A 24,587-nucleotide genomic window follows, 5' to 3' on the forward strand; every position below is an offset into this window, starting at 1 on the left:
GGAGGCCAGCCCTGTGATCCTGTTGCTGTCGACGTCCGACACCGACCTGCTCAGTGCGCGAGCCAGTGGCGCCGACTACCGGTGGGCGAACCCCGCCCGGCTGCTCGTCGACGACGTGCCCGGGCTGATCGACGGCGTCGACCTGGTGATCGTCCGCATCCTCGGCGGCCGCCGGGCCTGGGAGGAGGGCCTGGACGCGGTCCTCGCCGCCGGGAAGCCCACCGTCGTGCTCGGCGGCGAACTCGCACCGGACGCGGAACTGATGGAACTGTCCACGGTGCCTGCCGGGGTGGCGGCGCAGGCGCACACCTATCTCGCCGAGGGCGGCGCGGCGAACCTGGCGCACCTGCACGGGTTCCTCTCGGACACGGTGCTGCTGACCGGCGTCGGGTTCGAGGCCCCGGCGCACACCCCGACATGGGGACACCTCGACCGTCCCGGGTTCCCTGATGTCACATCGGGTCACCTGACGACCCCCAATGTGACATCACGGAACCCGACCGTGGCGGTGCTCTACTACCGCGCGCAGCATCTCGCCGGGAACACCGCCTACGTCGAGGCGCTCTGCCGCGCGATCGAGGACCGCGGCGCCCGGGCCCTGCCGATCTTCTGTGCCTCGCTGCGCACCGCGGAACCGGAACTGCTCGACGTCCTGGGCACCGTCGACGCGATGGTCGTGACGGTGCTCGCGGCCGGCGGCAGCAGGCCTGCGGGCGCGTCGGCGGGGGAGGACGACGAGTCGTGGGACGTCAGCGCGCTCGCCGCGCTGGACGTGCCTATCCTGCAGGGCCTGTGCCTGACCGGCAGCCGGGAGGCGTGGGAGTCGAACGACGACGGCCTGTCCCCGATGGATGTCGCGACGCAGGTCGCGGTGCCGGAGTTCGACGGCCGGATCATCACGGTCCCGTTCTCGTTCAAGGAGATCGACGAGGACGGACTGACCACCTACGTACCGGACGCGGAGCGTGCCGCCCGGGTGGCCGGGATCGCCGTCCGGCATGCGCGGCTGCGGCACGTTCCCAACCGGGACAAGCGGATCGCGCTGATGCTGTCGGCGTACCCGACCAAGCACGCCCGGATCGGCAACGCCGTCGGATTGGACACCCCGGCCAGCGCGATCGCGCTGCTGGCCGCGATGCGCGAGGCCGGATACGACCTCGGCCCGGCGGACGGGGAGGACGCGCTGCCCGGCCTCGCGGCCGGTGACGGTGACGCGCTGATCCACGCACTGATCGCGGCCGGCGGACAGGACCCTGACTGGCTGACGGCGGAGCAGTTGGAGGGCAACCCGATTCGCATCTCCGCGGCCCGTTACCGCGACTGGTTCGCGACTCTGCCCGCGGACTTCCGCGAGGCCGTCGAGGAGCACTGGGGCGCGGCGCCCGGCGAACTGTACGTCGACCGGACGTCCGACCCGGACGGCGAGATCGTGATCGCGGCGCTGCGGGTCGGCAACGTGGTGCTGATGGTGCAGCCGCCCCGCGGGTTCGGGGAGAACCCGGTCGCGATCTACCACGACCCCGACCTGCCGCCGAGCCACCACTATCTGGCGGCGTACCGCTGGATCGGCGCCTCGGCCGAGCAGGGCGGGTTCGGCGCGGACGCGATCGTGCATCTCGGCAAGCACGGCAACCTGGAGTGGCTGCCCGGCAAAACCCTCGGCATGTCCGCCTCGTGCGGCACCGACGCCGCGCTCGGCGAGCTGCCGCTGATCTACCCGTTCCTGGTCAACGACCCGGGCGAGGGCACCCAGGCCAAGCGCCGCGCGCACGCCACCCTGGTCGATCACCTGATCCCCCCGATGGCGCGCGCCGAGTCGTACGGCGACATCTCCCGGCTCGAGCAGCTGCTCGACGAGCACTCGAACATCTCCGCCCTCGACCCGTCGAAGCTGCCCGCGATCCGCCAGCAGATCTGGACGCTGATGCGGGCGGCGAAGATGGACCACGACCTCGGCCTGGCCGAACGCCCCGAGGAGGACGTGTTCGACGACATGCTGCTGCACGTCGACGGCTGGCTGTGCGAGATCAAGGACGTGCAGATCCGCGACGGGCTGCACGTGCTCGGGCAGGCGCCCGAGGGGGACGCCGAGGTCGAACTCGTTCTCGCGGTACTGCGCGCGAAGCAGATGTGGGGCGGCGAACGAACCGTCCCCGGACTGCGGGAGGCACTCGGTCTGAGCGAGGCCGGTGACGAGGCCCGCGGACGAGTCGACGAGATCGAGGAAATCGCCCACGGCCTGGTCGCCGCGCTGCAGCGGTCGGGCTGGGATCCCGCCGCCGCCAAGGAGGTCGGTGGCGAGCACGGTGCCGACGTCGTCCGGGTGCTCGAGTTCGCCGCCGCCGAGGTGGTGCCGCGGCTGCGCGGCACGGGCCGTGAGATCGACCAGGTGCTGCGCGCGCTCGACGGCCGGTTCATCGAACCGGGCCCCAGCGGTTCGCCGCTGCGCGGATTGGTGAACGTGCTGCCCACCGGCCGCAACTTCTACTCGGTGGACCCGAAGGCCGTGCCGTCCCGGCTGGCGTGGGAGACCGGGCAGGCGATGGCGGAGTCGCTGCTCGCGCGTTATCTCGCCGATCACGGCGAGTACCCGACGTCGGTGGGTCTGAGCGTGTGGGGCACCTCGGCGATGCGCACCTCGGGTGACGACATCGCCGAAGTGCTTGCGCTGCTGGGCGTCCGGCCGGTGTGGGACGAGGCGTCTCGCCGCGTCACCCGGCTCGAGGTGATCGAGCTCGCCGAACTGGGCCGGCCCCGCGTGGACGTGACGGTCCGGATCTCCGGCTTCTTCCGGGACGCGTTCCCGCACGTGCTGGCGCTGCTCGACGACGCCGTCCGGATGGTCGCGGCGCTCGACGAACCGGCCGAGCAGAACTTCGTCCGGGCGCACGCACAGGCGGATCTCGCCGAGCACGGCGACGAGCGACGCGCCACCACCCGCATCTTCGGGTCCAAGCCGGGCACCTACGGTGCCGGGCTGCTGCAGCTGATCGACTCGAAGTCCTGGCGCGGCGACGCCGATCTGGCGCAGGTGTACACCACCTGGGGCGGTTACGCGTACGGTCGCGGCCTCGACGGTGCCCCGGCCGCGGACGACATGCGGACGGCGTACCGGCGAATCGCGGTCGCGGCCAAGAACACCGACACCCGCGAGCACGACATCGCCGACTCCGACGACTACTTCCAGTACCACGGCGGCATGGTCGCGACCGTGCGCGCGCTGACCGGCAAGGACCCGGAGGCGTACATCGGTGACAGCACCCGACCGGACGCGGTGCGCACCCGCACCCTCTCGGAGGAGACGGCGCGGGTGTTCCGGGCGCGGGTGGTCAATCCGCGCTGGCTCGAGGCGATGCGCCGCCACGGCTACAAGGGCGCCTTCGAGATGGCCGCGACGGTGGACTACCTGTTCGGGTACGACGCCACCACCAACGTCGTCGCGGACTGGATGTACGAGAAGCTCGCGCAGACGTACGTCCTCGACGAGCAGAACCGCGAGTTCATGACGCAGTCGAATCCGTGGGCCCTGCACGGGATCGCCGAGCGCCTGCTCGAGGCTGTCGAGCGGGACATGTGGTCGGAGCCGGCGCAGGACGTCCTCGACGGGCTGCGACAGGTGTACCTGGAGACCGAGGGCGACCTCGAGGACCGCTGACACCGGGTCGGCACGTCACGGGCGACCACCCGTGACGTGCCGGCCGGGACCGCTCAGTCGGCGGCTGCGCCGAACCACCTGGGCAGGTGGCCCAGCAGATCCTGCTGATCGTCGCCGACCCACGCCACGTGACCGTCCGGCCGCAGCAGCATCGCGGGCACGTCCAGTTCGGCGTCGGTGTCGACGACGTGGTCGACCCGATCGGCCCAGCCCGACACCGACAGCCGGCCGGTCCGGTCGAGCAGCAGTCCGCGACCTCCGCGCATCAGCTCGTAGAGGCGCCCCCGGGTCAACCGCACGTCCCGCATCCGCCGCCCGAGGAGCCGGTGCCCCTCGCCGAAGTCGTAACGAACCCCGATCGCGGTGATCTTCTCGATCAGGTATCGGTTCACCTCGTCGAAGTCCATCAGCTCGGCCAGCAGCCGGCGCACCGCCTGGGCGCCCGGCGCGACGGACATCAGCTCCATCTGCGCACGGCTGTTGTCGAGCACGTCGGCCGCCACCGGGCGCCGTTCGGTGTGGTAGCTGTCCAGCAGCCCCTCCGGCGCCCAGCCCGCCACCTCGGCGGCGAGCTTCCAGCCGAGGTTGAACGCGTCCTGGATTCCGAGGTTCAGTCCCTGCCCGCCGGTCGGCGGGTGGATGTGCGCCGCGTCGCCGGCCAGCAGCACGCGGCCGCTCCGATAGCGGTCGGCGAGCCGGGTCGCGTCACCGAAACGGGAGAGCCACCGCGGGGAGTGCACGCCGAAGTCGGTGCCGGCGACCGCCTCGAGCTGCCGCCGCAGTTCCTCGAGAGTCGGCGCGGCGGTGCGATCCTCGGCCACCCCGGCCGCAGGCACGATCACGCGGTACAGCCCGTCCCCGAGAGGTGCGGCACCGAAGCGCAACTGGGACTTGCGGATCTCTGCCACCACGGCGGTGATCTGCTCCGGCTCCGCCGTGAACTTCACCTCGCCCAGCAGCGTCTCGACGCGGGAAGGTTCACCGGGGAAGCCGACGCCGAGCAACTTGCGCACCGTGCTGCGGCCGCCGTCGCACCCGACGAGGAAGCGCGCACTCAGCGCGGTGCCGTCGGACAACTCCGCGGTCACGCCCCGCTGGTCCTGACTCAGCCCGACAAGTTCGGTGCCGCGCCGGATCTCGGCGCCCAGTTCGGTGGCGTGCTCGGCCAGCAGACGGTCGGTGACCGGTTGCCGGATGCCGAGGACGTACCCGTGTGCGGTGTCCAGCCCGTCCGGCCACGGCTTGACGAGGCCGGCGAAGAATCCGCCGACCTCGTGTCGCGTGCCGTGTGCGAGGAAGCGTTCGAGCAGCCCGCGCTGATCCATCACCTCGATACTGCGCACGTGCAGGCCGAGCGAGCGGACCACCTTCGTCGGCTCCGGCTCCCTTTCCAGCACGACCACATCGACCCCGTGCAACCGCAACTCGCCGGCGAGCATCACGCCGGTCGGCCCGCCGCCGGCAACGATCACGTCACTCATGCACACCCCATTCGTCCACCTGGATTCCGGGCGACCGCGGAACCGCGTCCCGATCGCCTGATCGCCGCGGGTTCCGACCCGGACTGACGAGTCTGCAACGCACCCGGGGTCTTGCCGCAAGACCCGGGGTGCGCTGTACGTTGGAAGGGGGTGAGGGGTGTGCTCCGCTGTTGCCACCGAAAACCGCATCACACCGACAGCCACCCGAGACACGAGTGGGGCCGAACCGGAATCCGGTTCGGCCCCACTGGCTCTGCTCCTCGAGGTTCCCGTGTCAGTGCGAGGTGGCGCCCCGGCGGATCAGCAGCGTGAAGCCGATGGCCGCCAGCGACATCACGCTCAACATCACGATGACGGCATTGAGGCCGCTGATCGTGTTCAGGCCGCTGGCCAGGGCAGTGCTCGACAGCAGCATGGTCGCGATCGAGACGCCGATGCCGCTGCCGCCGGTGCGGACCACCGCGTTGGTGCCGGTGGCCTCGCTGGTGGCGTGCTCGGGGACCGCCTCGACGAGCAGGTTCGGCAGCGCCGTGTAGGCGAAGGCCGTGGCGACCGACACCGTGATGACCATGACCATCATCCCGGCGACGGAGTCGTGGACGAAGAAGAGCAGCACGTTGCCGATCAGGAACAGGACACTGCCGATGAGCATCGAGGTGCGGGCACCGACCGCCGCGGCGATGCGACCGCTGAGGGGGGTGCAGACGAAGCCGAACATCGAGCCGACGAACGAGAGCCACCCGGCGTTCGTCGGGGTCAGGCCCAGCCCGAACGGTGCGCTGGTGGGCGACTGGAGCACGATCGGAATGATCATCGTGGTCACGCCGATGGGGCCGATCGAGATCGCCAGGGTCGCCAGCATGGTGAGGGCGAACTTGCGGTCGGCGAACTGCCGGATGTTGACGATCGGGGACGTGGCCCGCAACTCCCACAGCACCCACAGCACCATCATCGCCAGGCCACCGAGCACCAGGCCGAGGGTCGCCGGGTCGGTCCATCCCCACGTCGTCGACTTGTTGACGCCGAGCAGCACTGCCGCGATCGCGGGCACGAAGGCGACCGCGCCGACGTAGTCCACCTTCTCCGTCGTGCCCTTCGGCGGGCGCCACGGCAGCACGAACGCGACCAGTGCGATGGCGCCGATCGCGTACACGGCCGCGACCACGAAGATCATGTGCCAGCTGGCGTGGTCGAGCATCACGCCGGCCACCAGCAGCGACGCGGAACCTGCGGCCACCGCGGAGCCGGAGATGATCGCGACCGCGACCGGCACCTTCGCCGCGGGCAGGTGCTCGCGGGCCAGGCCGATGCACAGCGGCAGGATCGCGCCCGCCACGCCCTGGATCGCCCGTCCGACGATGATGCTGCCGATGCTGTCGCCGACGGCACTGACGATCGACCCGGCCGCGGCGGCGAAGAGCAGCACGATCAGGACCCGTTCGCGGCCGTACATGTCGCCGAGCCGCCCGCACACCGCCGCCGACGCCGCCGCCACCAGCAGGAAGGCGGTCACGGCCCAGCCGACCGTGGCCGCGTTGCTGTTGAACTCCGCGATGAACGTGGGGATGGCGGCGTACACCATCGACGTCTCGAACGCGCTGATGATCTCCACCGCCACGAGAACCGCGATGATCACCCAGGCGGACCGTTGACGGTTGTATCGACCCTTCCGCGCGGTGCCGTCCGGCGCGTCGTCGACTCGGATGTGGTCTGTTGCTGTCACTGAAAACCCGTCTGCCGTCTACCGAATTCTGGCAAGCGAAAACGCCCCGCTCGCATGGCTGGAAACGGTAAAGTGCTCCGGAACTCCGAGCCCCGGACTGTCTCGGTGACCGGGACCACACCCCGTAGTCTGTTGTCATGCACTCCACATTCGGTGAAATCGGTGACGCGAAATACGTCCTGCTGACGACGTTTCGCAAGGACGGGACACCGGTGGCGACACCACTCTGGGCGGCACGGGACGAGGACCGGTTGCTGATGTGGACGGTCACCGACTCGTGGAAGGTCAAACGGATCCGCCGCAATCCCCGGGTGACGGTTGCGCCCTGCGACGTGCGCGGCAACCCGAAGGGCGAGGCGGTGGAGGCAACCGCGGAGATCCTCGACCCGCCCGGGACCGATCACGCTCGCGACGCGATCGCCAAGCGGTACGGCATCCTCGGCTGGCTCACGATGAAGGGCAGCCTGCTGCGTCGGGGGAAGGCGGGCACGGTCGGGTTGGCGGTCACCGCCGCATAGCGGCCGACACGAGTCCCCACCCGGCGGGACCTCGCCCCCGTCGTCCGGCGCACCGAGTTCGCCACGTCCACCGGTTACTTGCAGTTCGCAACTAGAGTCCCGGCTGAAGCGGTCGCCGGTGTCCACGTGGCGTCGGATGGACGGCCCACCGGTGTGAGCCGGCCGCGCCCGTCATGACGAAGGGAATCACGATGCCTCGCAGGACCATCCACGGCCTTGCCCGGAAGGGCGCGACACTGGCCGCGGCCGGGGTGCTGGCCGTCGCCGCGGCCGGGGCGGCCCACGCCAACGTTCCCGCCCCGCCCGCGGCGTCGACGCCCACCGCTGCGCCGGCAGGCGCGAACGACTGGAACTGCCGCCCCGCAGCCGCGCACCCGCGACCGGTGGTGCTGGTGCACGGCACCTGGGGCAACCAGAACAACTGGGACGCGCTCGCACCCGACCTCGCCGCGCAGGGCTACTGCGTGTTCACCCTCAGCTACGGGCAGGACACCTCCAGCCTGATGGGGTCGCAGCCCGGGTCATACGCCAACGGAGACATCCCGACCTCGGCGAGGGAGGTGGGCGCGTTCGTCGATCGGGTTCGCGCGGCGACCGGAGTCGCACAGGTGGATGTGGTCGCGCATTCCCAAGGCGGGGTGGTCGCCCGGCACTACCTGAAGTTCGAGGGTGGCGCCGCCGCCGACCCGGCGGAGAACAAGGTGCGCACCCTGGTGACCGTCGCCGCCACCAATCACGGCACCACCATGTCCGGACTCTCGGAGCTCGCGAAGACCTTCCCGCAGTTCACCGGAGACGTGGAGGGGATCGTCGGGAAGGCCGCGGTCCAGCAGCTGGTCGGCAGCCCGATCATCACCTCGCTCAACGACGGCGGGGACACCCTGCCGGGCATCGATTACACCGTGGCCGCCAGCCACGCGGACAGGATCTCCACCCCGCCGGAGGCAACCTTCCTGACCGCCGGGCCGGGCGCCACCGTGCGCAACGTGTGGCTGCAGGATCTGTGCCCGGCCGACATCACCGACCACGGCAGCCTGCCGAGCTCGCCGACCGTCGCGCACGTCGTCAAGTCCGCCCTCGACCCGTCCTACGTCGGCGACGCCTGCTCCGGGCGGTGACAGCGCCCTGGTGAGGGACCCGTCCAGCTCGGGCCGGACGTTCCCCTCACCAGGCGCCGAGATGCCGCGCCGGAGAGGTCAGGACTGGCTGCTGCCGAACAGGTCGGCGCTGCCGGAGCTGCCCGCGTCGGAACTGCCCGCGCTACCGGAATCGGAGCTGCCTGCGCTGCCGGTGTCCGAGCTGCCGCTGTCGGAGCTGCCACTCACGACGTACGCCGAATCGAAGGACACCTTGAGCTTGGCGCGATAGCCGGGCGAGGAGAGGCCGAGGGTGCCTCCGGCCGGAACCAGGGACGAGCCGCCTCCGCCGCCCGCGGTACCGCCACCACCGCCGTACAGGCCGCCGCCACCGCCGCCGCCGACGCCGCCGGATCCACCTGCGCCGAGCACCCCGGCAGTGCCGCCGAGACCCGCTGCGCCACCGGCACTGTCGGTGCCGGCGAGGCCGCCGCCGGTGGCGTCCGCCCCGGCGTCACCGCCGGCGCCGAGGCCGGCGCCTCCGCCGCCTCCCGCCACGACGAGACGACCCGCGAGCGCCGCCGCACCCTCGTCGAGCGAGGCGGTGCTGAGCGCGGAGTATCCGCCGCCGCGGTTCGTGCCGGTGCCGCCGCCGCTCCCGATCACCACGTACAGGGTCGAGCCGGGAGTGACCGCAATGTCACCCTCGACGAGTGCGCCTCGGCCTCCCCGTGCACCACCGCCGCTGCCTCCTTCCGCGACCACGTGCATGGTGGTCACGTCGTGCGGAACCTCCAGGAAGAACTCTTCGATTCCGGAGGAACTGTCGTATGCGCAGGTCGTGCTGCCGTTCGCCGACCCGCACCCGGTGCTCGCGGCAGGCTGCGCCGACACACCCCCAGCGCCCAGGAGTCCCGCGGAGGTACACGCGACGGCCACCACGGCGGCCATCCGCGCGGGCCTGCGCCCCCGCACCTGTTCCCGTCGACTGCCGACACGACCGATCATCAACCGCACCTCACTCATTCACGTCCATGCCGGAGCGGACGCCACCGGCGGCCGGAAGCATGACACGGAATGCCCTCGCGGACACCGTGAATCGGAATTGATGATTCGCCCAGATTGGTTAGCTAGTCTTCGTTAAACCCGCGAAGCCGATTGAGTTCTCGCCGTTCACGTTTCGTCGGACGGCCCGTCCCGCGGTCACGCTGGGGAACGGCCAGCAACACCTCTCGGGGCGGCGGAGGGGGAGACTTGTCGATCAGGCAGAGCGCGGCCTCGGGCGCGCCGACCCGCTTACGGACCAGCCGGGTGACGACGACGATCCGTTCCCGGCCGCCGACCCGCATCCGAATCTCGTCGTCGGCCCGGACGAGTTGCGCTGGTTTCGCGGAGACCCCGTTCACGCGGACATGCCCCGACCGGCAGGCCGCGGCCGCCGCCGATCGGGTCTTGAACAGCCGCACCGACCACACCCAGCTGTCGAGCCGCACACCCGAGGATTCAGACACGCCCACCAGGGTACCGAGGGCTCATGGCCTGCCGAAGCGTGCCAGGCTCACCGGCCGCATGCACATGCCGAGCAGCTCGCGATCCCACCATCGCCCGCTCGCGCGCCGGGTCCGCCGGTCGGTGAACCGGTACTCGTAGAGCCGGGCCCGCACGAACCGGGGTGGATCGTCAGGGAACGGGTTGCGGCGCAGCAGTTTCAGGGTGTCTCGGTCGTTCTCGAGCAGGCGGCGCACGAATCCCCCGAACCAGCGGTCACCGTAGCCGGGTGAGATCGCGGCGAACCACATCAGCCAGTCCAGACGCAGGTGGTACGGCGCGAACTGACGCGGCCTCCGAGCCGGGTCGCCGGGTTTTCCCTTGAATTCGTACTCGCGCCACTCGGAAGCCGGTGTGATCGCCTCGTCGGCGGTGCCCTCGACGACGATCTCGGTACGCACGCGGGTGACGGAACCGAACGCGCCGTAGGTGTTGACCAGGTGCCAGTGGTTGAACGACGCGTTCATCAACTGGTGGTGTCCGAGCATGTTGCGGACCGGCCACCAGCTCAGCACCACGACACCCGCCGTCAGAGCGAGGGTGGCGATCGTGAACCACAGTGGCGCCGGGGAGGTCTCGGGAATCTCGACGGGCAGCAGCCGATCCAGCATCGCGTCGGGCAGCACCGAGCAGGCGAGCACGATGGCCAGCCAGTTGAGCCAGGAGAAGTTCCCGCTCGCCACCAGCCAGAGCTGCGTCAAGATCATCACCGTCGCCGCGCCCGCCGCCACCGGCTGAGGCGCGAACAGCAGGAACGGCACCACCAGTTGGGTGACATGGTTGCCCGCCGCCTCGACCCGGTGCAGCGGCCGCGGAAGATGATGGAAGTACCAGCTCAACGGTCCGGGCATCGGCTGGGTCTCGTGGTGGTAGTACAGGCAGGTCAGGCGGCGCCAGCACGGATCGCCGCGGATCTTGATCAATCCGGCCCCGAACTCGAGCCGCAACAGCAGCCATCTCAGCAGCAGCATCACCACCACGGGCGGCGCGATCGCCGCATTGCCGACGAAGATCGCCAGGAACCCGGTCTCCAGCAGCAGCGACTCCCATCCGAAGCCGTACCAGAGCTGACCGACGTTGACGATCGACAGATACAGCACCCACATCAGCAGCCACACCAGCATGGACACCGGCAGCGGCAGCCGCGCGGTCACCCCGGCGACAGTGACGGCCGCCAACCCGGCACCCACCCAGGCCGCGGACGCATAGCAACGGTCGGAGTAGTACCAGTGGAAGATGCTCGGAGACCCGCGAAACGACGATGCGGCCAGGTAATCGGGGATGGGCAGCATTCCCTCGCTGCCCAGTAGTGCACGGAACTGGCTGGCCGCGGCGACGAAGGCGACGAGATAGATGACCGCGAGCCCTTCCGTGAAGAGCCATCGGCCGAGGTATCCGACTCCGAACCAGTCCATCACCGTCACCACGCCCAGATCGGACGGTACTCCGTCTGTGCTCAGGTGACGGAGACGACCAAACCGGGCGGATCCTCGACGGTGGTGACCGCGAACGGTCCGGGTGCGGTGGACAGTCCGATGAACGACTGGGTGACGGCGTCGGTACCCACACCGCGACCCGGAAGCAGGAACAGTTCGGTGACGACGGACCCCGGCGGTCCCGGCAGGGGATTCCGCCGGTCGTGGACGGGCGCGCCGGGTGGCGGTGCAGCAGCGGTGCCCATGATGTCCACCTGCAGGATGGCGCGCCCGGACACCGGAATCGGCGCGCCGCCACCGTGCGGAACGGCCTCGGCGACGTAGCCGACCTTCCAGAACAGGGTGCCGTCGCCGGCGAATCGGAGTACGACGCGATTCCCCTCGACCGTCACCTCGGCGACCGCTGCGGTCGAGACCCACGGCCCCGGATCGGCGGCATCGGGTCCAGAGGTCGGCACGACCACCGTCGGCGGCGACTCCGGCGCCGAGCCCACCCGGAGGTGACCGGACTGCTCGACGGGCGCGGGACTCACCCATCCGGGGTTGTCGGACCTGGGTGCGGTGTCCGCGCCGCACCCGACAACGCCGAGCAGACACGCCGCGACTGCGGCAAGCGCTGCGTCCCTGGTGCCCGTCACGGCTCCTGACCCCTGCCCACGAGAAGTACGCCGGCCACCCCGGCCATCGTGAACACCGCCGCGGACGCCATCGCCCACTGCCCGATGAGCAAGCCCCCGAACACGATCGATCCGAGGGTGCCGACGGCACCCACCCCGAGCAACACCACCCCGAAAACAGTCACCGGACGACTCATGGCCACCGCCCCTCCTCGTGTGCAGCAGATCGTAGCCATCCGGGAACAGGTGGCCGATCACCCCGGGCGTCATGATCGTTCGCGCGGTTGTCGGTGGCGCCTCCGCATCGACGGATCCGGGCACAGGCTCATCCCTGGACGGTACGCATCAGGACCGATGCCGATCCTCGACCAGCGGGCGCTGGACGTGATCGGGTCGCTACCTCCGGTGGGATGCGCGCAGCGACGTGTCCAGTGCGCTCATGAGCTGCGCCGTGCGGTTCCTGCCGGTCGGGGCGAGCGGATACCGGCTGAGCACGTCGACCAGGTGCGGCGTCGCTCGTTGCCGGACCTGCTCGATCACCATGTCCCCGATCGCAGGATCGCCGCCCGAGCTCAACTCGGCGACCCGCGCGGCACTCGCAGCCGCACGCAGGATGTGGCCGACCTGGGTGGCCTTCGCGATCGGGTGCAGGTAGGCGGCGGCAGCGGCGTCACCGGCGGCCCGGGCAGCGAGACGAGCGGCCTCGGTGCCCGCGTCCCCGGCCGCGCGGTGCGCGTCCAGCGCGGTGACGCGCTGCAGCCTGGTCCTGTTCGCGCCGTGAACGAATTCCCATGCCGCGTCGAGTGCCGCACGTGGGCGACGATCACCCGGTACGGCAGCCTCGAACACCGGGAGGACGTCGCCGGCGGACTCCGCCGCGAACCGCGCGACGACGCGCAGGTCGTCGATCGTCAACTCGAAGTCACCGGCCGCGTCGGGCATCGACTCGTCCGCCCGGTCAGCCCAGCGCGTCGACGTACAGCCAACGGCCGTGCTCGCGAACGAACCGGCTGTGCTCGTGCAGGGAGTCGCGTTCGCGTCCGTACCGGTAGTGGGCGACGAACTCGACGGTCCCGGCGGATTCGAGCGGGCTGCCGCCCGACCGGCCGAGAATGTCGAGGCGCACCCATTGCTGGTCGGGATCCAGGTCGAGGGATGGCGGGCGGGTGCTCGGATGCCAGGTACGCCGAAGGTAGTCGGCGTCGCCGACCGCGAACGCCGAGTACCGCGACCGCATCAGCGCTTCCGCGGTCGGCGCCTCGGCCGCACCGGAGTGGAACCGGCCGCAGCACGCCCCGTAGGTCTCCCCGCTCAGGCACGGACAGCGGGAACCGTCGGTGACGCTCACTGCGCGGCACTCACGGAGGACATGTGGAAGTCCGGGATCCGCAATGGCGGCATCGCGGTGCGGGTGAACCAGTCCTTCCACTCACGCGGCAGCGTCGGCTCGGTGGCACCCGCCTCGGTCACCCGGCGCAGCAAATCGAGGGGACTTTCGTTGAAACGGAAGTTGTTCACCGCGCCGGTCACCTCGCCGTCCTCGACGAGGTACACACCGTCGCGGGTCAGCCCCGTCAGCAGCAGCGTCGTCGGGTCGACCTCGCGGATGTACCACAGCGTCGTCAGCAACAGTCCCCGCTCGGTGCGTGCGACCATCTCGTCCAGTGTGCCCTCGCCGCCACCGCTGAGGAGCAGGTTGTCGCCCGGCACCGCCACCGGTGCGTCGAACTCGCGGGCCGCGTGCCGGGGATAGGCGAGCGCGTTGATCACGCCGTCGCGGATCCAGTCGACCCGGGACGCATCCATGCCGTTGTCGAACACGGACACCGTCTCGCTCGAGGTGGCGGTCGCGACGAACGGGGCGTACGCCAACCCGGGGGAGTGCGGGTCGGAGAACAGGGTGAGCGGGATGTCGGTGAGCCGTTCCCCGACACGGGTGCCGCCGGCCCGCGACAGGGCGGTGTGTCCCTCCTGCGCGCCGCGGCCCTCCATCGTCCACATCAGGTAGATCATCAGGTCCGCGACCGCGGAGGGAGGGAGCAGCGTCTCGTACCGTCCCGCGGGGAGCTGCACCGTCCGCTTCGCCCAATCCAGCCGGGTGCTCAACTGCGCCAACAGGTTCGACACGTCGACGTCGCCGAAGTCCAGGGTGCCCGCGCCCACCCAGGCGCTGGCGTCCCCGCGTTTGCCGTTGATCTCCACCGAACCGGTCGGCTGGGTGAACCGCCGGCGCACGCCCGTCGTGGTTCCGAGCCAGGTGGAATGCAATTGGTGGTGAGCGAACCCGTACAACCGGTCCGCACCGTCGAAACCAGCGGTCAGTGCGTCGGCGAGACCGGCGAACACCTCGACTCCGGTCTCCGCCGGACCGTCGGCCCAGCCGGCGTCGGTTCCGTTGCCGGGCTGCACGAGTTCCATCGCGTCCTCGGCCGGGCGGGCGCTGCGCGCCGCGTCCTCCGCCGCCCGCACCACGCCCCGGATCGAATCCGGGTCGACGCTCGACGAGGTCACCGATCCCACTCGCGCCCGGTCACCGTCCCGGACGATCGCGACGACGGTCCAGGTGCGTGAGCGGGAATCGCCGTTGGTCGTCATCGAATTTCCCGCCCACCGCAGTGCGGTCTCGGCGGCGTCGGTGACGATCACCATCGCCTCGTCGACGGTGACCAGCGACAACGCCTTCTCGATCAGTTCCTGAGCGGGGATCACCGGCCGGCCTCCTGACGGGTGTTGAGCACGTTCACGCCGCGGAACAGGGCCGACGGGCAACCGTGACTGACCGCGGCCACCTGACCCGGCTGCGCCTTACCGCAGTTGAAGGCGCCACCGAGTCGCCACGTCGAGGGTCCGCCGACGGCCTCCATCGCCCCCCAGAAGTCGGTCGTGGTCGCCTGGTAGGCGACGTCGCGGAGCTGGCCGTCCAGCTTGCCGTCCCGGATCCGGAAGAACCGCTGGCCGGTGAACTGGAAGTTGTAGCGCTGCATGTCGATCGACCAGCTCTTGTCGCCGACGACGTAGACGCCGTCCTCGACACGGGAGATCAGCTCCTCGGTGCTCACGTCCCGTTCCGGATCCGGTTGCAGCGACACGTTCGCCATCCGCTGGATCGGCACGTGGTGCGGGGAGTCCGCGTACGAGCAGCCGTTGGACCGTGCCAGCCCCAGCCGCGGCGCGAACACCCGGTCCAGCTGGTAGCTGACGAGAATCCCGTCGCGCACCAGATCCCACCTCTGGCCGGACACGCCGTCGTCGTCGTAGCCGACGGTAGCCAGACCGTGCAGCTGCGTGCGGTCCGCGGTCACATGCATGACCGGGGTGCCGTAGCGCAGGGTGCCGAGCTGGTCCGGGGTCGCGAACGACGTGCCCGCATACGCGGCCTCGTAGCCGATCGCCCGGTCGTATTCGGTGGCGTGGCCGACCGATTCGTGGATCGTCAACCACAGGTTCGTCGGATCGATCACCAGGTCCGTCGGGCCGGCGGTCACCGACGGCGCCTTCACCTTCTCCGCCAACCACTCCGGGATCCGGGCCAGCTCGGTGTCCCAGTCCCAGCCGTCGCCGCGCAAGTACTCCCAGCCGCGCCCCACCGGGGGCGCGAGGGTGCGCATCGTCTCGAAACTGCCCGCCTCCGCATCGACCGCCGTCGCCTCGAGTTCGGGATGCAGCCGCACCCGCTGCTGCGCGATCCGTGACCCGGCCAGATCCGCGTAGTACGTCTGTTCCTTGACCTGCAGCACGCTCGCGGTCACGTGGTCGACGCCGTCCGCCCCGGACAACCGTCCCGAGTACTCGGTCAGCAACTCGACCTTCTCTGCGGTCGGCACCGCGAAGGGGTCCACCCCGTACTCGGAGACCCACACCGCGTCCCGGTACACCGCTTCCTCGGCGAGGTCGACCGGGTCCCGGTTCAGGGAACGCAGCGCCCGCGCCACCTGCACCGCACGGTTCGCGGTGCGCGACGCGGCCTCCACAGTCAGCTCGGCATGCGACGCGAAACCCCAGGTGCCGTCGACGATCACCCGCACCGCCAGCCCGAGCTCGTCACCGTCGACCACGGATTGGACCGCGCCGTCGCGCAACCGCATCGACTGGGTCCGTAACCGGTGTACCCGCAGGTCGGCGTGACCCGCCCCGGCCGTGCGTGCGGCGGACAGTGCCGCGTCGGTGAGCGCCGCCAGTGGCAGCGCCAGGAAATCCGGATCGACGTCGTGTGTTCCCACCCGGTCAACCTAGCCGAGTCGACGTCCTAACCGAATTGTTGCCATCCGAGCCGGGTCACCATCACCACGACGACCGCCAGGAGCACGATCCGGATGAAGCCGGCGCCTCGCGCCAGCGCCATCCGCGCCCCGAGGACCGCGCCGATCACGTTGCACACCGCCATCGTCAGCCCGAGAGCCCACCAGACGTTGCCGGTGACCGCGAAGTACACCAGGGCACCGACATTGGAGCCGAGGTTGATCACCTTCGCCATCGCGGCGCTGCGCACGAACTCGGTGCCGAGCATCACCGCGAACGTGATGATCAGGAACGTGCCGGTGCCCGGACCGAAGAGGCCGTCGTAGAAGCCGAGTGCGCCACCGGCGACCAAGACGGTGGTGATCACCCTCAGTCGCGTCGGCCGGTGCTTCGCGAGGGTGGTGCCGACGGTCGGCCGCAGCGTCACGAACACCGCCACCGCCACCAGCAGCACCATGATGATCGGGATGAACAGGTCCTTGTCGATCAGCGACACCGTCGCCGCGCCGAGCGCCGAGAAGACTGCGGCGAGCAGTGCGGCCGGGACCAGCAGCCGCCATTCGAGCCGGACCTTGCGGGCGAAAGTGACCACGGCGGCCGCGGTGCCGTTGACAGCCGTCAACTTGTTGGTGGCCAGCGCTTCCTGCGGCGTCATCTGCGGCATGGTCAGCAGGATCACCGGCAGCAGGATCAGCCCGCCGCCGCCAACCACGGCGTCCACCCAGCCCGCGGCCATCGCCGCGGCCATCAGCACACCCCAGTCGGTCCACGGCACCAGGTCACCCAATCACAGACCCGGTCGCCACGTCGGTGCGGACGCACTCGGCCGATCCGTCAGGACGGTGCGCGGGGCAGCCTCAACACCAGCCGGACACCGCCGAGCGGACTGTCCTCGAACCATGCGGCGCCGCCGTGCAACTGCGCCTGCTGACGGATCAGTGCCAGGCCCAGCCCTGAGCCGTCCGGCGCCGCGGTGGTGCCGCGGCGGAATCGTTCGAACAGCGCCTCACGCTCATCCGTCGGTACACCGGTGCCGTCGTCGGTCACCGCGATGTACACCGCGTCGCGACCGTCCCGGGCGCCGATCTCGATCACCCGCGCCCCGCCGTGCCGGACCGCGTTGGAGACGGCGTTGTCCACGGCCAGCCGCAGCCCCGCGGGCAGGCCGATGACCGTCAGTGTCGACGGCACGTCCAGGCCGATGTCCACCCCGCTGTGGATGCGGGTCGCGTCCTGCGCGGCTCGGTCAAGCAACTCGGCCAGATCGACCGGCACGAAGTCGGCACCCGACGTCAGGTCACCGGCCGCGAGCCGTTCCAGCGCACCGAGAGTGGCCTCCGCCCGCCGCTGCGTACGCAACGTGTCGGCGAGGATCTCCTGGCGGGTGGACGCAGGCAGGTCCATCGTCGTCGCGACCTCGAGATTCGTGCGCATCGCGGTCAACGGGGTCCGCAACTCGTGGGCGGACGCGGCCGCGAAGTCACGGGCCGTCTCGAGCGCAGACTTGGTGCGGGCGCGCTCGGCCGCATTGGCCTCGAGCAGCTGCCGCAGCGCCGCGGCCAGCTCCTCGGCTTCCTGCGCCCCCGCCCCCTGTGGCGGTGGCGCCGCGGAATCGATGCCGAGCCGCCTCGTCTGTTCCGCGAGCTTGCGCAGCGGCGCGATCGCGATCCCGGCGAACAGCCACCCCAACGCGGCCGCCACGAGGACCGCGCCGACACCGACGACCACCGTCCACCGGTGCAGCCCGGTGATCGCCGACCGGGCCGGGGCGGTCGGCGCACCGACCGAGATCGTCGCACCGAGCCCACTGATCACCTCGACCGTCCGCACACGGTAGTGCGTCCCGTCCACCGTCGCGTCACTCCAACCTGCCTGCGACGGCGGCAGTGTCGCGGCGGTCGTCGACACCACCAGCCCGCCCGCGCGCAGCGTGCCCGCGTAATCCGGTGGCAGCGGCAGCGGCCCCTGCAGGACCCGCAGGCTGGTCAGGTTCGCCGCCGTCACCTGGGTGACCGAATCGAGCTTGGCGTCGAACTGCGAGGTGATCTGGCGTTCGATACCGATCCAGGCGACCCCACCGAGCAGCAACACGACCAGCGCGGTCCCGAGCGCTGCGGCCGCAGTCACCCGCAGCCGCAGCGAGACCGGTCCCCGGTGCGTGGTCATCCGTCTCGGAGGACGAACCCGACCCCGCGCACGGTGTGCAGCACTCGGGGTGCGCCGCCGAACTCCAACTTGCGCCGCAGGTAGCTGACGAACACGTCCACCACGTTCGTCTCGGTCTCGAAGTCGTATCCCCACACCGACTCGAGCAGGGTTTCCCGGCTGAGCACGATCCCACGATTCTCGGCCAGCGCCGCGAGCAGGTCGAACTCCCGCTTGGTCAGCTGCACCGTCGTGCCGTCGACGTCGACGCGGCGGCCCAACAGGTCGACCGTGAGCGGTCCGACGTGGACCGTCCCACCGGGGTGAGCGTCGACCGGACCCGGCCGCCGCCGCAGCAGTGCGCGGATCCGCGCGACCAGCTCGCCGAACTCGTACGGTTTCACCAGGTAGTCGTCCGCGCCTGCCTCGAGGCCCGCGATCCGGTCGCCGACCGCACTGCGTGCGCTCAGCACACACACCGGCACATCGTTCTTCATCGCGCGCAACGCGGTGACCACCCCAACCCCGTCGAGCACGGGCAGAGTGAGGTCGAGCACGATCAGGTCCGGATCGTGCGCGTCGACGGCCCGCAGAGCGGCCGCCCCGTCCGCTGCCGTGCAGACCGCGAAATCGGACAGTTCGAGTCCGCGCCGCAGCGCGGTCAGGACGTCCGAATCGTCCTCTACGATCAGTACCTTGTGGACGGCAACCACTTCCTCATCTTGCAGTGCCACGCCCGTCAGCGCCGGGCTATGCGGCCTCGGCTGCCGGCTGGGGGTTCAGCAGGCACTCGACCGCGTCGGACCACTCGCGGAAACCTTCGGTCCACTGCTGCGCCGGTTCGGTGGCGAAGAACAGGACATCGACCTCGACTTCGGGCGTGACACCGGGCAGCACGGATGCCATCCACCCGCGGCCGGGCTCGGTGACGAGCACCTCTCGGCAGTTCCGCTCATCCGCGACGATCACGGCCAGCCCTCGGCTGCGCAACTCGGCGGTGGTCGTGGTGATGCAGTGCCGGTCCCGGCTCGTCTTCAGAATGTTCGACATGACGCCTCCCTGCCTCGAAACATCTTTCCCTCCAAGGACGTTCGATTACCGAAGAGCCTGTGACACAAGGCTAGGTACGGAAGATGGGGGTTCGATTGCGGGCGATTGAGAACTTTGTGAGAGTCGGCGCCGCGCGTCAGAGCCCGAGCGCGGTCACGGCGTTGCCGTGCAGGCCCGCGTGCTGGCGCGAATAAAGGGCGATCATCCGCTGGTCGGTGTGCCCGCTCTGCGTCATGATCTGCTCGGCGCTGGCGGCGTTGCGGACCGCCTGGGTGACGAACCCGGCCCGCAGACTGTGCCCGCCGAGCATCGCCACGAACTCCTCGGCGTACCCTGCCTGCCGGGCCCGACGCTGGATCATCGACGCGACAGCCTGCCCCGACAGCGCCGCCGCGCCGAGAGCGCCGGTACGGTGCACCCGGCGGAACAGCGGGCGCGCCACCGACTCCGGGGTCCCGGTGATCCCGCGGCAGCGGTGCTCGGCGTGGTCGTCGTCGGGGCCGGACAGCAGCGCGGCGACACCGTCCCGGCCGGTGCCGTCCCACCCGTCCACGACCTCCCGCCACCGCCAGTACGCGCACACCGGGCACGTCACCGCCGACGCCCCGTAGGGCAGGGTGACGGTACGCCCGGCGGCCGCCTGGTCCGTCTTCGACCGGCGAATCGTCACGTAGAGCCCGTCGGCGCGGTGTGGCCGGACGTCGGAGACGAGCAGTCCCGCCAGCTCGGAACGGCGCATCGCCCCGGTCAGCCCGATCAACAGCAGGGCCGAGTCCCGACGCTCCGCGACGCGGTCCGACCAGGATCCGGCCGAGGACCCGGCGCGCATCTTCTCGACGATGATCCGAATGTCGTCCGTCAGCAAGGGTTCCCGGCGTGCGGGCGGGGTGGCGCGGGTGCGGGCGATGCCGCGCAGGATCTCCCGCACCGCGGCTGCCTGACCCGGCTTCGGGTGCCCGGCGAGCGAGTGGATCGTGTTGATCGACGCCACCCACCGCGTCAGCGTCGACGGCGCGTACGCGGGCCGCCCGTCCGGCCGAACCTCCGTCGACTTCTCGGTGAGGAACCAGCCGACCAGTTCCGGGGTCGCCGGCAGCGGGCGCTGCCCGACGCGTTCGCACCAACGGGTGAAGATCGTCCAGTCGCTGATCTGCGCGGCACGCGTGTTTGCGGACACCGACTCGGCCCGCAGGCGCTGCATTGCCGCCGCGACGTCCTCGGGAACCGGGGTCACCGTCGACGGCAGTGGGCCCGACCGCACCGGCGAGTCGCCGGCGCCGCCCATCCCATCCCACTTCTCTGGTTCGGCGGCGATCGTCACCTCGGTGACGATACGGGTTCGGGGTGACACGTGAGGGGAGCGTGCGGTCGCGTGGTGCGGGGTCGGTCAGCGGGCCGGAAATTCGTTGGACGAGCCTCGACCTTGGTTGATAACGTCCGCGAGACCGTGACATCACGCCAGGAGGTGAGACCCATGAACGCAGTAACCATGTGGGTGCTCCCACTCGTGTTCACGGTTCGGCGACCGGCGTAGGTGTCGCCGGGAGCGCCTCGACAACAAGGCACTCCCGAAAGGCAACACCATGCACTTCACCTCTGAGACATCGTCGAACGGCGTCGTCGAACGACACTTCACCCTCGATGACATCACCGGCGTGCTCTGGTCGCCCACATCTGGAACCGTGGGCGCACCACTGCTGCTGTCGGGGCACAGCGGCGGCATGCACAAGAAGGCCCCGGGGTTGGTGGCAGGCGCATTCCGCAGCGTGACCACCGACGGCTTCGCCGTGGCAGCCATTGACGCGCCCGGACACGGTGACCGCCCGCGAAACCACCAGGATCAACGGTGGGTCGAGGCGATCCACCGTGCCCGGGCAGCGCGCGAGCCGATCGCCCCGATCGTCATCGACTACAACCTGTCGCTCGCAGAGCGTGCGGTACCGGAATGGCAGGCCACCCTCGATGCACTCCAGGCGCTGCCCGAGATCGGCGCCGCAGCGCCGATCGGGTACGGCGGCATGACCTTGGGCGTGGTGACCGGACTGATGTTGACGCCGGTCGAACCCCGGATCGCCGCCGTGAGCTTCGGCGGGGTCTTCGTGACCGACAGCCTGATCGAGGCGGCGAGAAGGATCACGGTCCCGGTCGAGTACCGGATCCCGTGGGACGACGACGAACTCGACCGCGCGGCAGGGGTCGCGTTGTTCGACGCCTTCGCCTCGAAGGAGAAGACCCTGCACGCCCACCCGGGCAGGCACTACCAGGTGCCGGACCACGAGCGAGAAAGCTCGGCCCGGTTCTTCGCCCGCCACCTCGGCCGGGCCGCCGCGTCGTAGGAGTGACGTGACCGGTGTCGGAGGCCGACACCGGTCACGTTCCTGCCGGTCAGGGCCCGGGAAAGCACGTGGTTGTCGCGTCCGAACCGGACGTCGAGCCTGGTGAGACGGCTCAAATTCGAGCGCTGGTGCGTCACAGTGACGTTTCGGGCTGCGGTAAGTGGATGCAGTCCCGCCGATCCTGAGCGAGCGGGGACCACTCGCGTGGGATGCCCGGGAGAACGGTCGCCGGGGTCGCGTTGACGTGTGTCAACAGGGAACTGCGTCGACGTCCACGCGCCCGGAGCACCCGATCGCCGTGCGAATGCGTGGCGTCACTGCCCGCGGGCCACTTTTGCCACCGGGTCCGGGTCGGGATTTCGGCGGCATTCGCCGCGTGATCGAGCCCGGTTTCCTAACTCACCATAAGTGGGGATTATGACGATCAAGAATCACTGTTTCATTTCTTGAGGTGTTACGTATCCTGATACGTAACGTAATGAAAGCCAATTTGAAGGGTGACGCCGTGAAAACCGAACCGAACGAGAACGACGCGGCACAGGCCGGCGCCGCCGACGAGTCCCGGCCACGACCGGGCCGGCCCCGCAAATACGCGAGCGACGCGGATCGGGTCCGAGCGTTCCGAGCTCGACAGAAGGCCAAGGGCCAGGAGATAGATCTCGAAGCGGTCGCGACCGCCACCCCGAGCGAGGCGGTCGGCACCCTCGAACGCACCCTGACCGAACTGCGGACGGTCAGTGACGGCGCGCTCGAGCAGTTCTCGCTCGCGGCCCGTCAGATCACCGCCGCGGTCGACCGGCTGGCCGACCCCGCGGCACTCGACGGCGCACTGCACCGCGCGAATGTCGAACTCGCCCAGACGAAGGCCAAGTACGAGACCGAGCTGGCGGAGCTGCGTGCGACGCTCGACGCGGCCGTCGACGATCGCGCCAACGCGGACGCCGCCGTCGAGGCGGTGGACACCGAGCTGGCCGACGCCCTGAGGGCTCACCGGGCCGAGGTCGAACAGATCACCGTCGACCACCGGACCGAGATCGAGGACCTCGAACGGTCCCACCGAACCCGATTGGGGGAGACCGCCGAGCAGATCGCGGCGCTGGAGGTGGACCGCGACACCCGACTGTCTTCGGCCGCGGCCGAGATCAACGCGTTGCGAACTCAGCTGCGCGAGTCGGATTCGCGTGCCGAGTCCGCCGAACAGCGGGCCACGGTCGCCGAGCTCGCGGCGACCGCCGCGCAGCAGCGCGCCGTCGAGGAGAGCGAGACCGCCGCCCGCCACCTCGCTCAGGTCACGGCGGTGTCCGACCAGCGCATCGTGGATCTCCGGTCGGCCGCGGAGAGCGCGGCGACGGCTGCGGCGACCACGATCACGCGGCTCGAGCAGTCGGTCGAGCACGAACGCGCCGCCGCGGTCGATGCCCGGATGCGACTGGACACCCTCCGCGACGAACTCGAACGTTCCCGCGTCGAGGCAGGTCAGGCGCGCACCGCGGAGGCCGCGCTCCGCGATCAACTCGCCGCTCTCCGGGCAGCGCCGGCCGAGCCGGACTCACGCGCCTCGGACTGAGCCTGCCGCCTACCTCTCACCCCGATGGCCGAACCTGATCCAGGTCACGCGGCCGGTCACTGTCGGTGCTCCGACCACCGGTGTAGGTTCCGACGCGGGATGGACTTCCTGGCCGATGCGTCAGCGTGAAGGGACTTTCCATGACCAGATCTCCCGCCGAACTCATGCGGACCAATCTTCTCGAGGTCTTCAACGAACCCGACTCGGTCCGCCGGACCGCGGTCATCGCGGACAGTTACGCCGAAGCGGTGGTGTGGCATGAACCGGATCGGATCGTTCGCGGGCGAGAGGCTTTCGAACGCCGCGCCGACGAATTGCGCGCGGAACACCCGGACTGGGTGTTCCGCCCCCTCGGCGTTCCGTCGGAGCTGGACGATATCGGCCACCTCGGCTTCCAGTACGGACCTGTCGACAACCCCGCGGTAACCGGCATGGACATCGCTCGCACCGAGGAGGGCGTCATCGTCGAGCTGTACACCATCGTCACCGAGATCCATCGGTCATCCCAACCCTGACGCACCGCTCGTGAGGTTCTCGGCGAGTTCATCGAATCAGCCGGTCTCGGTGTCGACCGTGCGGAGGGAATTTCTCGTCGGCCTGCGGTGCTTCGGGATGGTGGACGGTACGGCTCCACATTCGGAGCCGACGCCGGCCCGGTGGGTGAATCACGAAGGAGAAGGAATGTCCGACACGCGTAAGGCGATTCTGGCAGGCGGATGCTTCTGGGGCATGGAGGACTTGATTCGCAAGCAGCCGGGTGTGGTGTCGACACGAGTCGGCTACACCGGAGGGCGCAACGATCACCCCACGTATCGCAACCATCCGGGTCATGCGGAGGCGGTGGAGATCGTCTACGACCCCGCACGAACGGACTACCGAGCGCTGCTGGAGTTCTTCTTCCAGATCCACGATCCGACGACGGAGGATCGTCAGGGCAACGACATCGGGACCTCGTACCGTTCGGCGATCTTCTACCTCGACGAAGATCAGAAGCGTGTCGCCGTGGACACCATCGTCGATGTCGAGGACTCGGGGCTGTGGCCCGGCAAGGTGGTGACCGAGGTGACCCCCGCGGGCACCTTCTGGGAGGCGGAGGCCGAGCACCAGGACTACCTGCAGCGCTACCCGGACGGCTACACCTGCCACTTTCCGCGACCGGACTGGAAACTGCCGAACCGCCGAGCCACCACCTGAGC

The 24,587-nt window shown here is 70.0% G+C and carries 23 protein-coding genes; 7 read left to right on the top strand and 16 right to left on the bottom strand.

Annotated features, from left to right (window positions below; genetic code table 11):
- The first annotated feature begins 13 nt into the window (after positions 1-13).
- Positions 14-3,655, top strand: coding sequence for a cobaltochelatase subunit CobN (gene cobN, locus ACWDUM_RS20715; RefSeq protein WP_450135394.1), 3,642 nt, complete (start codon positions 14-16; stop codon positions 3,653-3,655).
- 53 nt (positions 3,656-3,708) lie between these two features.
- On the opposite strand, the gene rox is transcribed toward cobN, so the two are convergent.
- Entirely contained in the window at positions 3,709-5,136 is a 1,428-nt protein-coding gene (rox, locus tag ACWDUM_RS20720; RefSeq protein ID WP_450135395.1) for a rifampin monooxygenase, read from the bottom strand.
- A gap of 274 nt (positions 5,137-5,410) precedes the next feature.
- Positions 5,411-6,772, bottom strand: a complete 1,362-nt coding sequence (locus tag ACWDUM_RS20725) for an MFS transporter (protein ID WP_450135680.1) — start codon at positions 6,770-6,772, stop codon at positions 5,411-5,413.
- Positions 6,773-6,996: 224 nt separating this feature from the next.
- Here ACWDUM_RS20725 and ACWDUM_RS20730 point away from each other — a divergent pair, with 224 nt between their 5' ends.
- The gene (locus ACWDUM_RS20730; protein WP_450115974.1) at positions 6,997-7,377 is read left to right on the top strand and encodes a PPOX class F420-dependent oxidoreductase; all 381 of its coding nucleotides are present in this window, start codon (positions 6,997-6,999) and stop codon (positions 7,375-7,377) included.
- A gap of 191 nt (positions 7,378-7,568) precedes the next feature.
- Positions 7,569-8,495 carry an esterase/lipase family protein gene (locus ACWDUM_RS20735; protein ID WP_450135396.1) on the top strand — a complete coding sequence of 309 codons (927 nt, stop codon included), beginning with the start codon at positions 7,569-7,571 and terminating at the stop codon, positions 8,493-8,495.
- 78 nt (positions 8,496-8,573) lie between these two features.
- On the opposite strand, the gene ACWDUM_RS20740 is transcribed toward ACWDUM_RS20735, so the two are convergent.
- From ACWDUM_RS20740 to ACWDUM_RS20805, 14 genes are all read right to left on the bottom strand, one after another.
- Complete coding sequence (locus tag ACWDUM_RS20740; protein WP_450135397.1) at positions 8,574-9,479, bottom strand: hypothetical protein; 906 nt, start codon at positions 9,477-9,479, stop codon at positions 8,574-8,576.
- 104 nt (positions 9,480-9,583) lie between these two features.
- Positions 9,584-9,964, bottom strand: a complete 381-nt coding sequence (locus tag ACWDUM_RS20745; protein ID WP_450135398.1) for an RNA-binding S4 domain-containing protein — start codon at positions 9,962-9,964, stop codon at positions 9,584-9,586.
- 21 nt (positions 9,965-9,985) lie between these two features.
- Positions 9,986-11,416: a lipase maturation factor family protein gene (locus ACWDUM_RS20750; protein ID WP_450115978.1), complete on the bottom strand. Its 1,431-nt coding sequence runs from the start codon at positions 11,414-11,416 to the stop codon at positions 9,986-9,988.
- A 41-nt stretch (positions 11,417-11,457) separates the two neighbouring features.
- On the bottom strand, positions 11,458-12,075 hold the full coding sequence (locus ACWDUM_RS20755; protein WP_450135399.1) for an AMIN-like domain-containing (lipo)protein: 618 nt from the start codon (positions 12,073-12,075) through the stop codon (positions 11,458-11,460).
- Positions 12,072-12,251 carry a hypothetical protein gene (locus ACWDUM_RS20760; RefSeq protein ID WP_450135400.1) on the bottom strand — a complete coding sequence of 60 codons (180 nt, stop codon included), beginning with the start codon at positions 12,249-12,251 and terminating at the stop codon, positions 12,072-12,074. The genes ACWDUM_RS20755 and ACWDUM_RS20760 overlap by 4 nt, the downstream gene beginning before the upstream one ends.
- A gap of 199 nt (positions 12,252-12,450) precedes the next feature.
- Positions 12,451-12,996: a putative immunity protein gene (locus ACWDUM_RS20765; RefSeq protein ID WP_450135401.1), complete on the bottom strand. Its 546-nt coding sequence runs from the start codon at positions 12,994-12,996 to the stop codon at positions 12,451-12,453.
- 16 nt (positions 12,997-13,012) lie between these two features.
- Positions 13,013-13,402: a YchJ family protein gene (locus ACWDUM_RS20770; RefSeq protein ID WP_450115982.1), complete on the bottom strand. Its 390-nt coding sequence runs from the start codon at positions 13,400-13,402 to the stop codon at positions 13,013-13,015.
- Positions 13,399-14,763: a metallopeptidase TldD-related protein gene (locus ACWDUM_RS20775; protein ID WP_450135402.1), complete on the bottom strand. Its 1,365-nt coding sequence runs from the start codon at positions 14,761-14,763 to the stop codon at positions 13,399-13,401. The genes ACWDUM_RS20770 and ACWDUM_RS20775 overlap by 4 nt, the downstream gene beginning before the upstream one ends.
- Complete coding sequence (locus ACWDUM_RS20780; protein WP_450135403.1) at positions 14,760-16,274, bottom strand: TldD/PmbA family protein; 1,515 nt, start codon at positions 16,272-16,274, stop codon at positions 14,760-14,762. Before ACWDUM_RS20780 ends, ACWDUM_RS20775 begins: the two co-directional genes overlap by 4 nt.
- Before the next feature lie 26 nt (positions 16,275-16,300).
- Positions 16,301-17,068 carry a TSUP family transporter gene (locus tag ACWDUM_RS20785; RefSeq protein WP_450135404.1) on the bottom strand — a complete coding sequence of 256 codons (768 nt, stop codon included), beginning with the start codon at positions 17,066-17,068 and terminating at the stop codon, positions 16,301-16,303.
- Positions 17,069-17,127: 59 nt separating this feature from the next.
- Positions 17,128-18,459, bottom strand: coding sequence for a sensor histidine kinase (locus ACWDUM_RS20790; RefSeq protein WP_450135405.1), 1,332 nt, complete (start codon positions 18,457-18,459; stop codon positions 17,128-17,130).
- Positions 18,456-19,166: a response regulator transcription factor gene (locus ACWDUM_RS20795; RefSeq protein ID WP_450135681.1), complete on the bottom strand. Its 711-nt coding sequence runs from the start codon at positions 19,164-19,166 to the stop codon at positions 18,456-18,458. Before ACWDUM_RS20795 ends, ACWDUM_RS20790 begins: the two co-directional genes overlap by 4 nt.
- 22 nt (positions 19,167-19,188) lie before the next feature.
- Entirely contained in the window at positions 19,189-19,488 is a 300-nt protein-coding gene (locus ACWDUM_RS20800) for a hypothetical protein (RefSeq protein WP_450135406.1), read from the bottom strand.
- Positions 19,489-19,624: 136 nt separating this feature from the next.
- Entirely contained in the window at positions 19,625-20,689 is a 1,065-nt protein-coding gene (locus ACWDUM_RS20805) for a tyrosine-type recombinase/integrase (protein WP_450135682.1), read from the bottom strand.
- Between the two features lie 382 nt (positions 20,690-21,071).
- On the opposite strand from ACWDUM_RS20805, the gene ACWDUM_RS20810 reads away from it, so the two are divergent.
- The 4 genes from ACWDUM_RS20810 (at position 21,072) to msrA (ending at position 24,585) form a co-directional block, all read left to right on the top strand.
- On the top strand, positions 21,072-21,824 hold the full coding sequence (locus ACWDUM_RS20810) for an alpha/beta hydrolase (protein ID WP_450135407.1): 753 nt from the start codon (positions 21,072-21,074) through the stop codon (positions 21,822-21,824).
- A 505-nt stretch (positions 21,825-22,329) separates the two neighbouring features.
- Entirely contained in the window at positions 22,330-23,391 is a 1,062-nt protein-coding gene (locus tag ACWDUM_RS20815; protein ID WP_450135408.1) for a hypothetical protein, read from the top strand.
- A 140-nt stretch (positions 23,392-23,531) separates the two neighbouring features.
- A complete protein-coding gene (locus ACWDUM_RS20820; RefSeq protein WP_450135409.1) occupies positions 23,532-23,906 on the top strand; it encodes a nuclear transport factor 2 family protein in 375 nt (124 codons plus the stop codon).
- A gap of 166 nt (positions 23,907-24,072) precedes the next feature.
- Positions 24,073-24,585 (top strand): peptide-methionine (S)-S-oxide reductase MsrA, encoded by a 513-nt coding sequence (msrA, locus tag ACWDUM_RS20825; protein WP_450115993.1) that lies wholly within the window; start codon positions 24,073-24,075, stop codon positions 24,583-24,585.
- The last annotated feature ends 2 nt before the right edge of the window (positions 24,586-24,587 follow it).

It is taken from the genome of Rhodococcus sp. NPDC003322 (assembly GCF_053589555.1).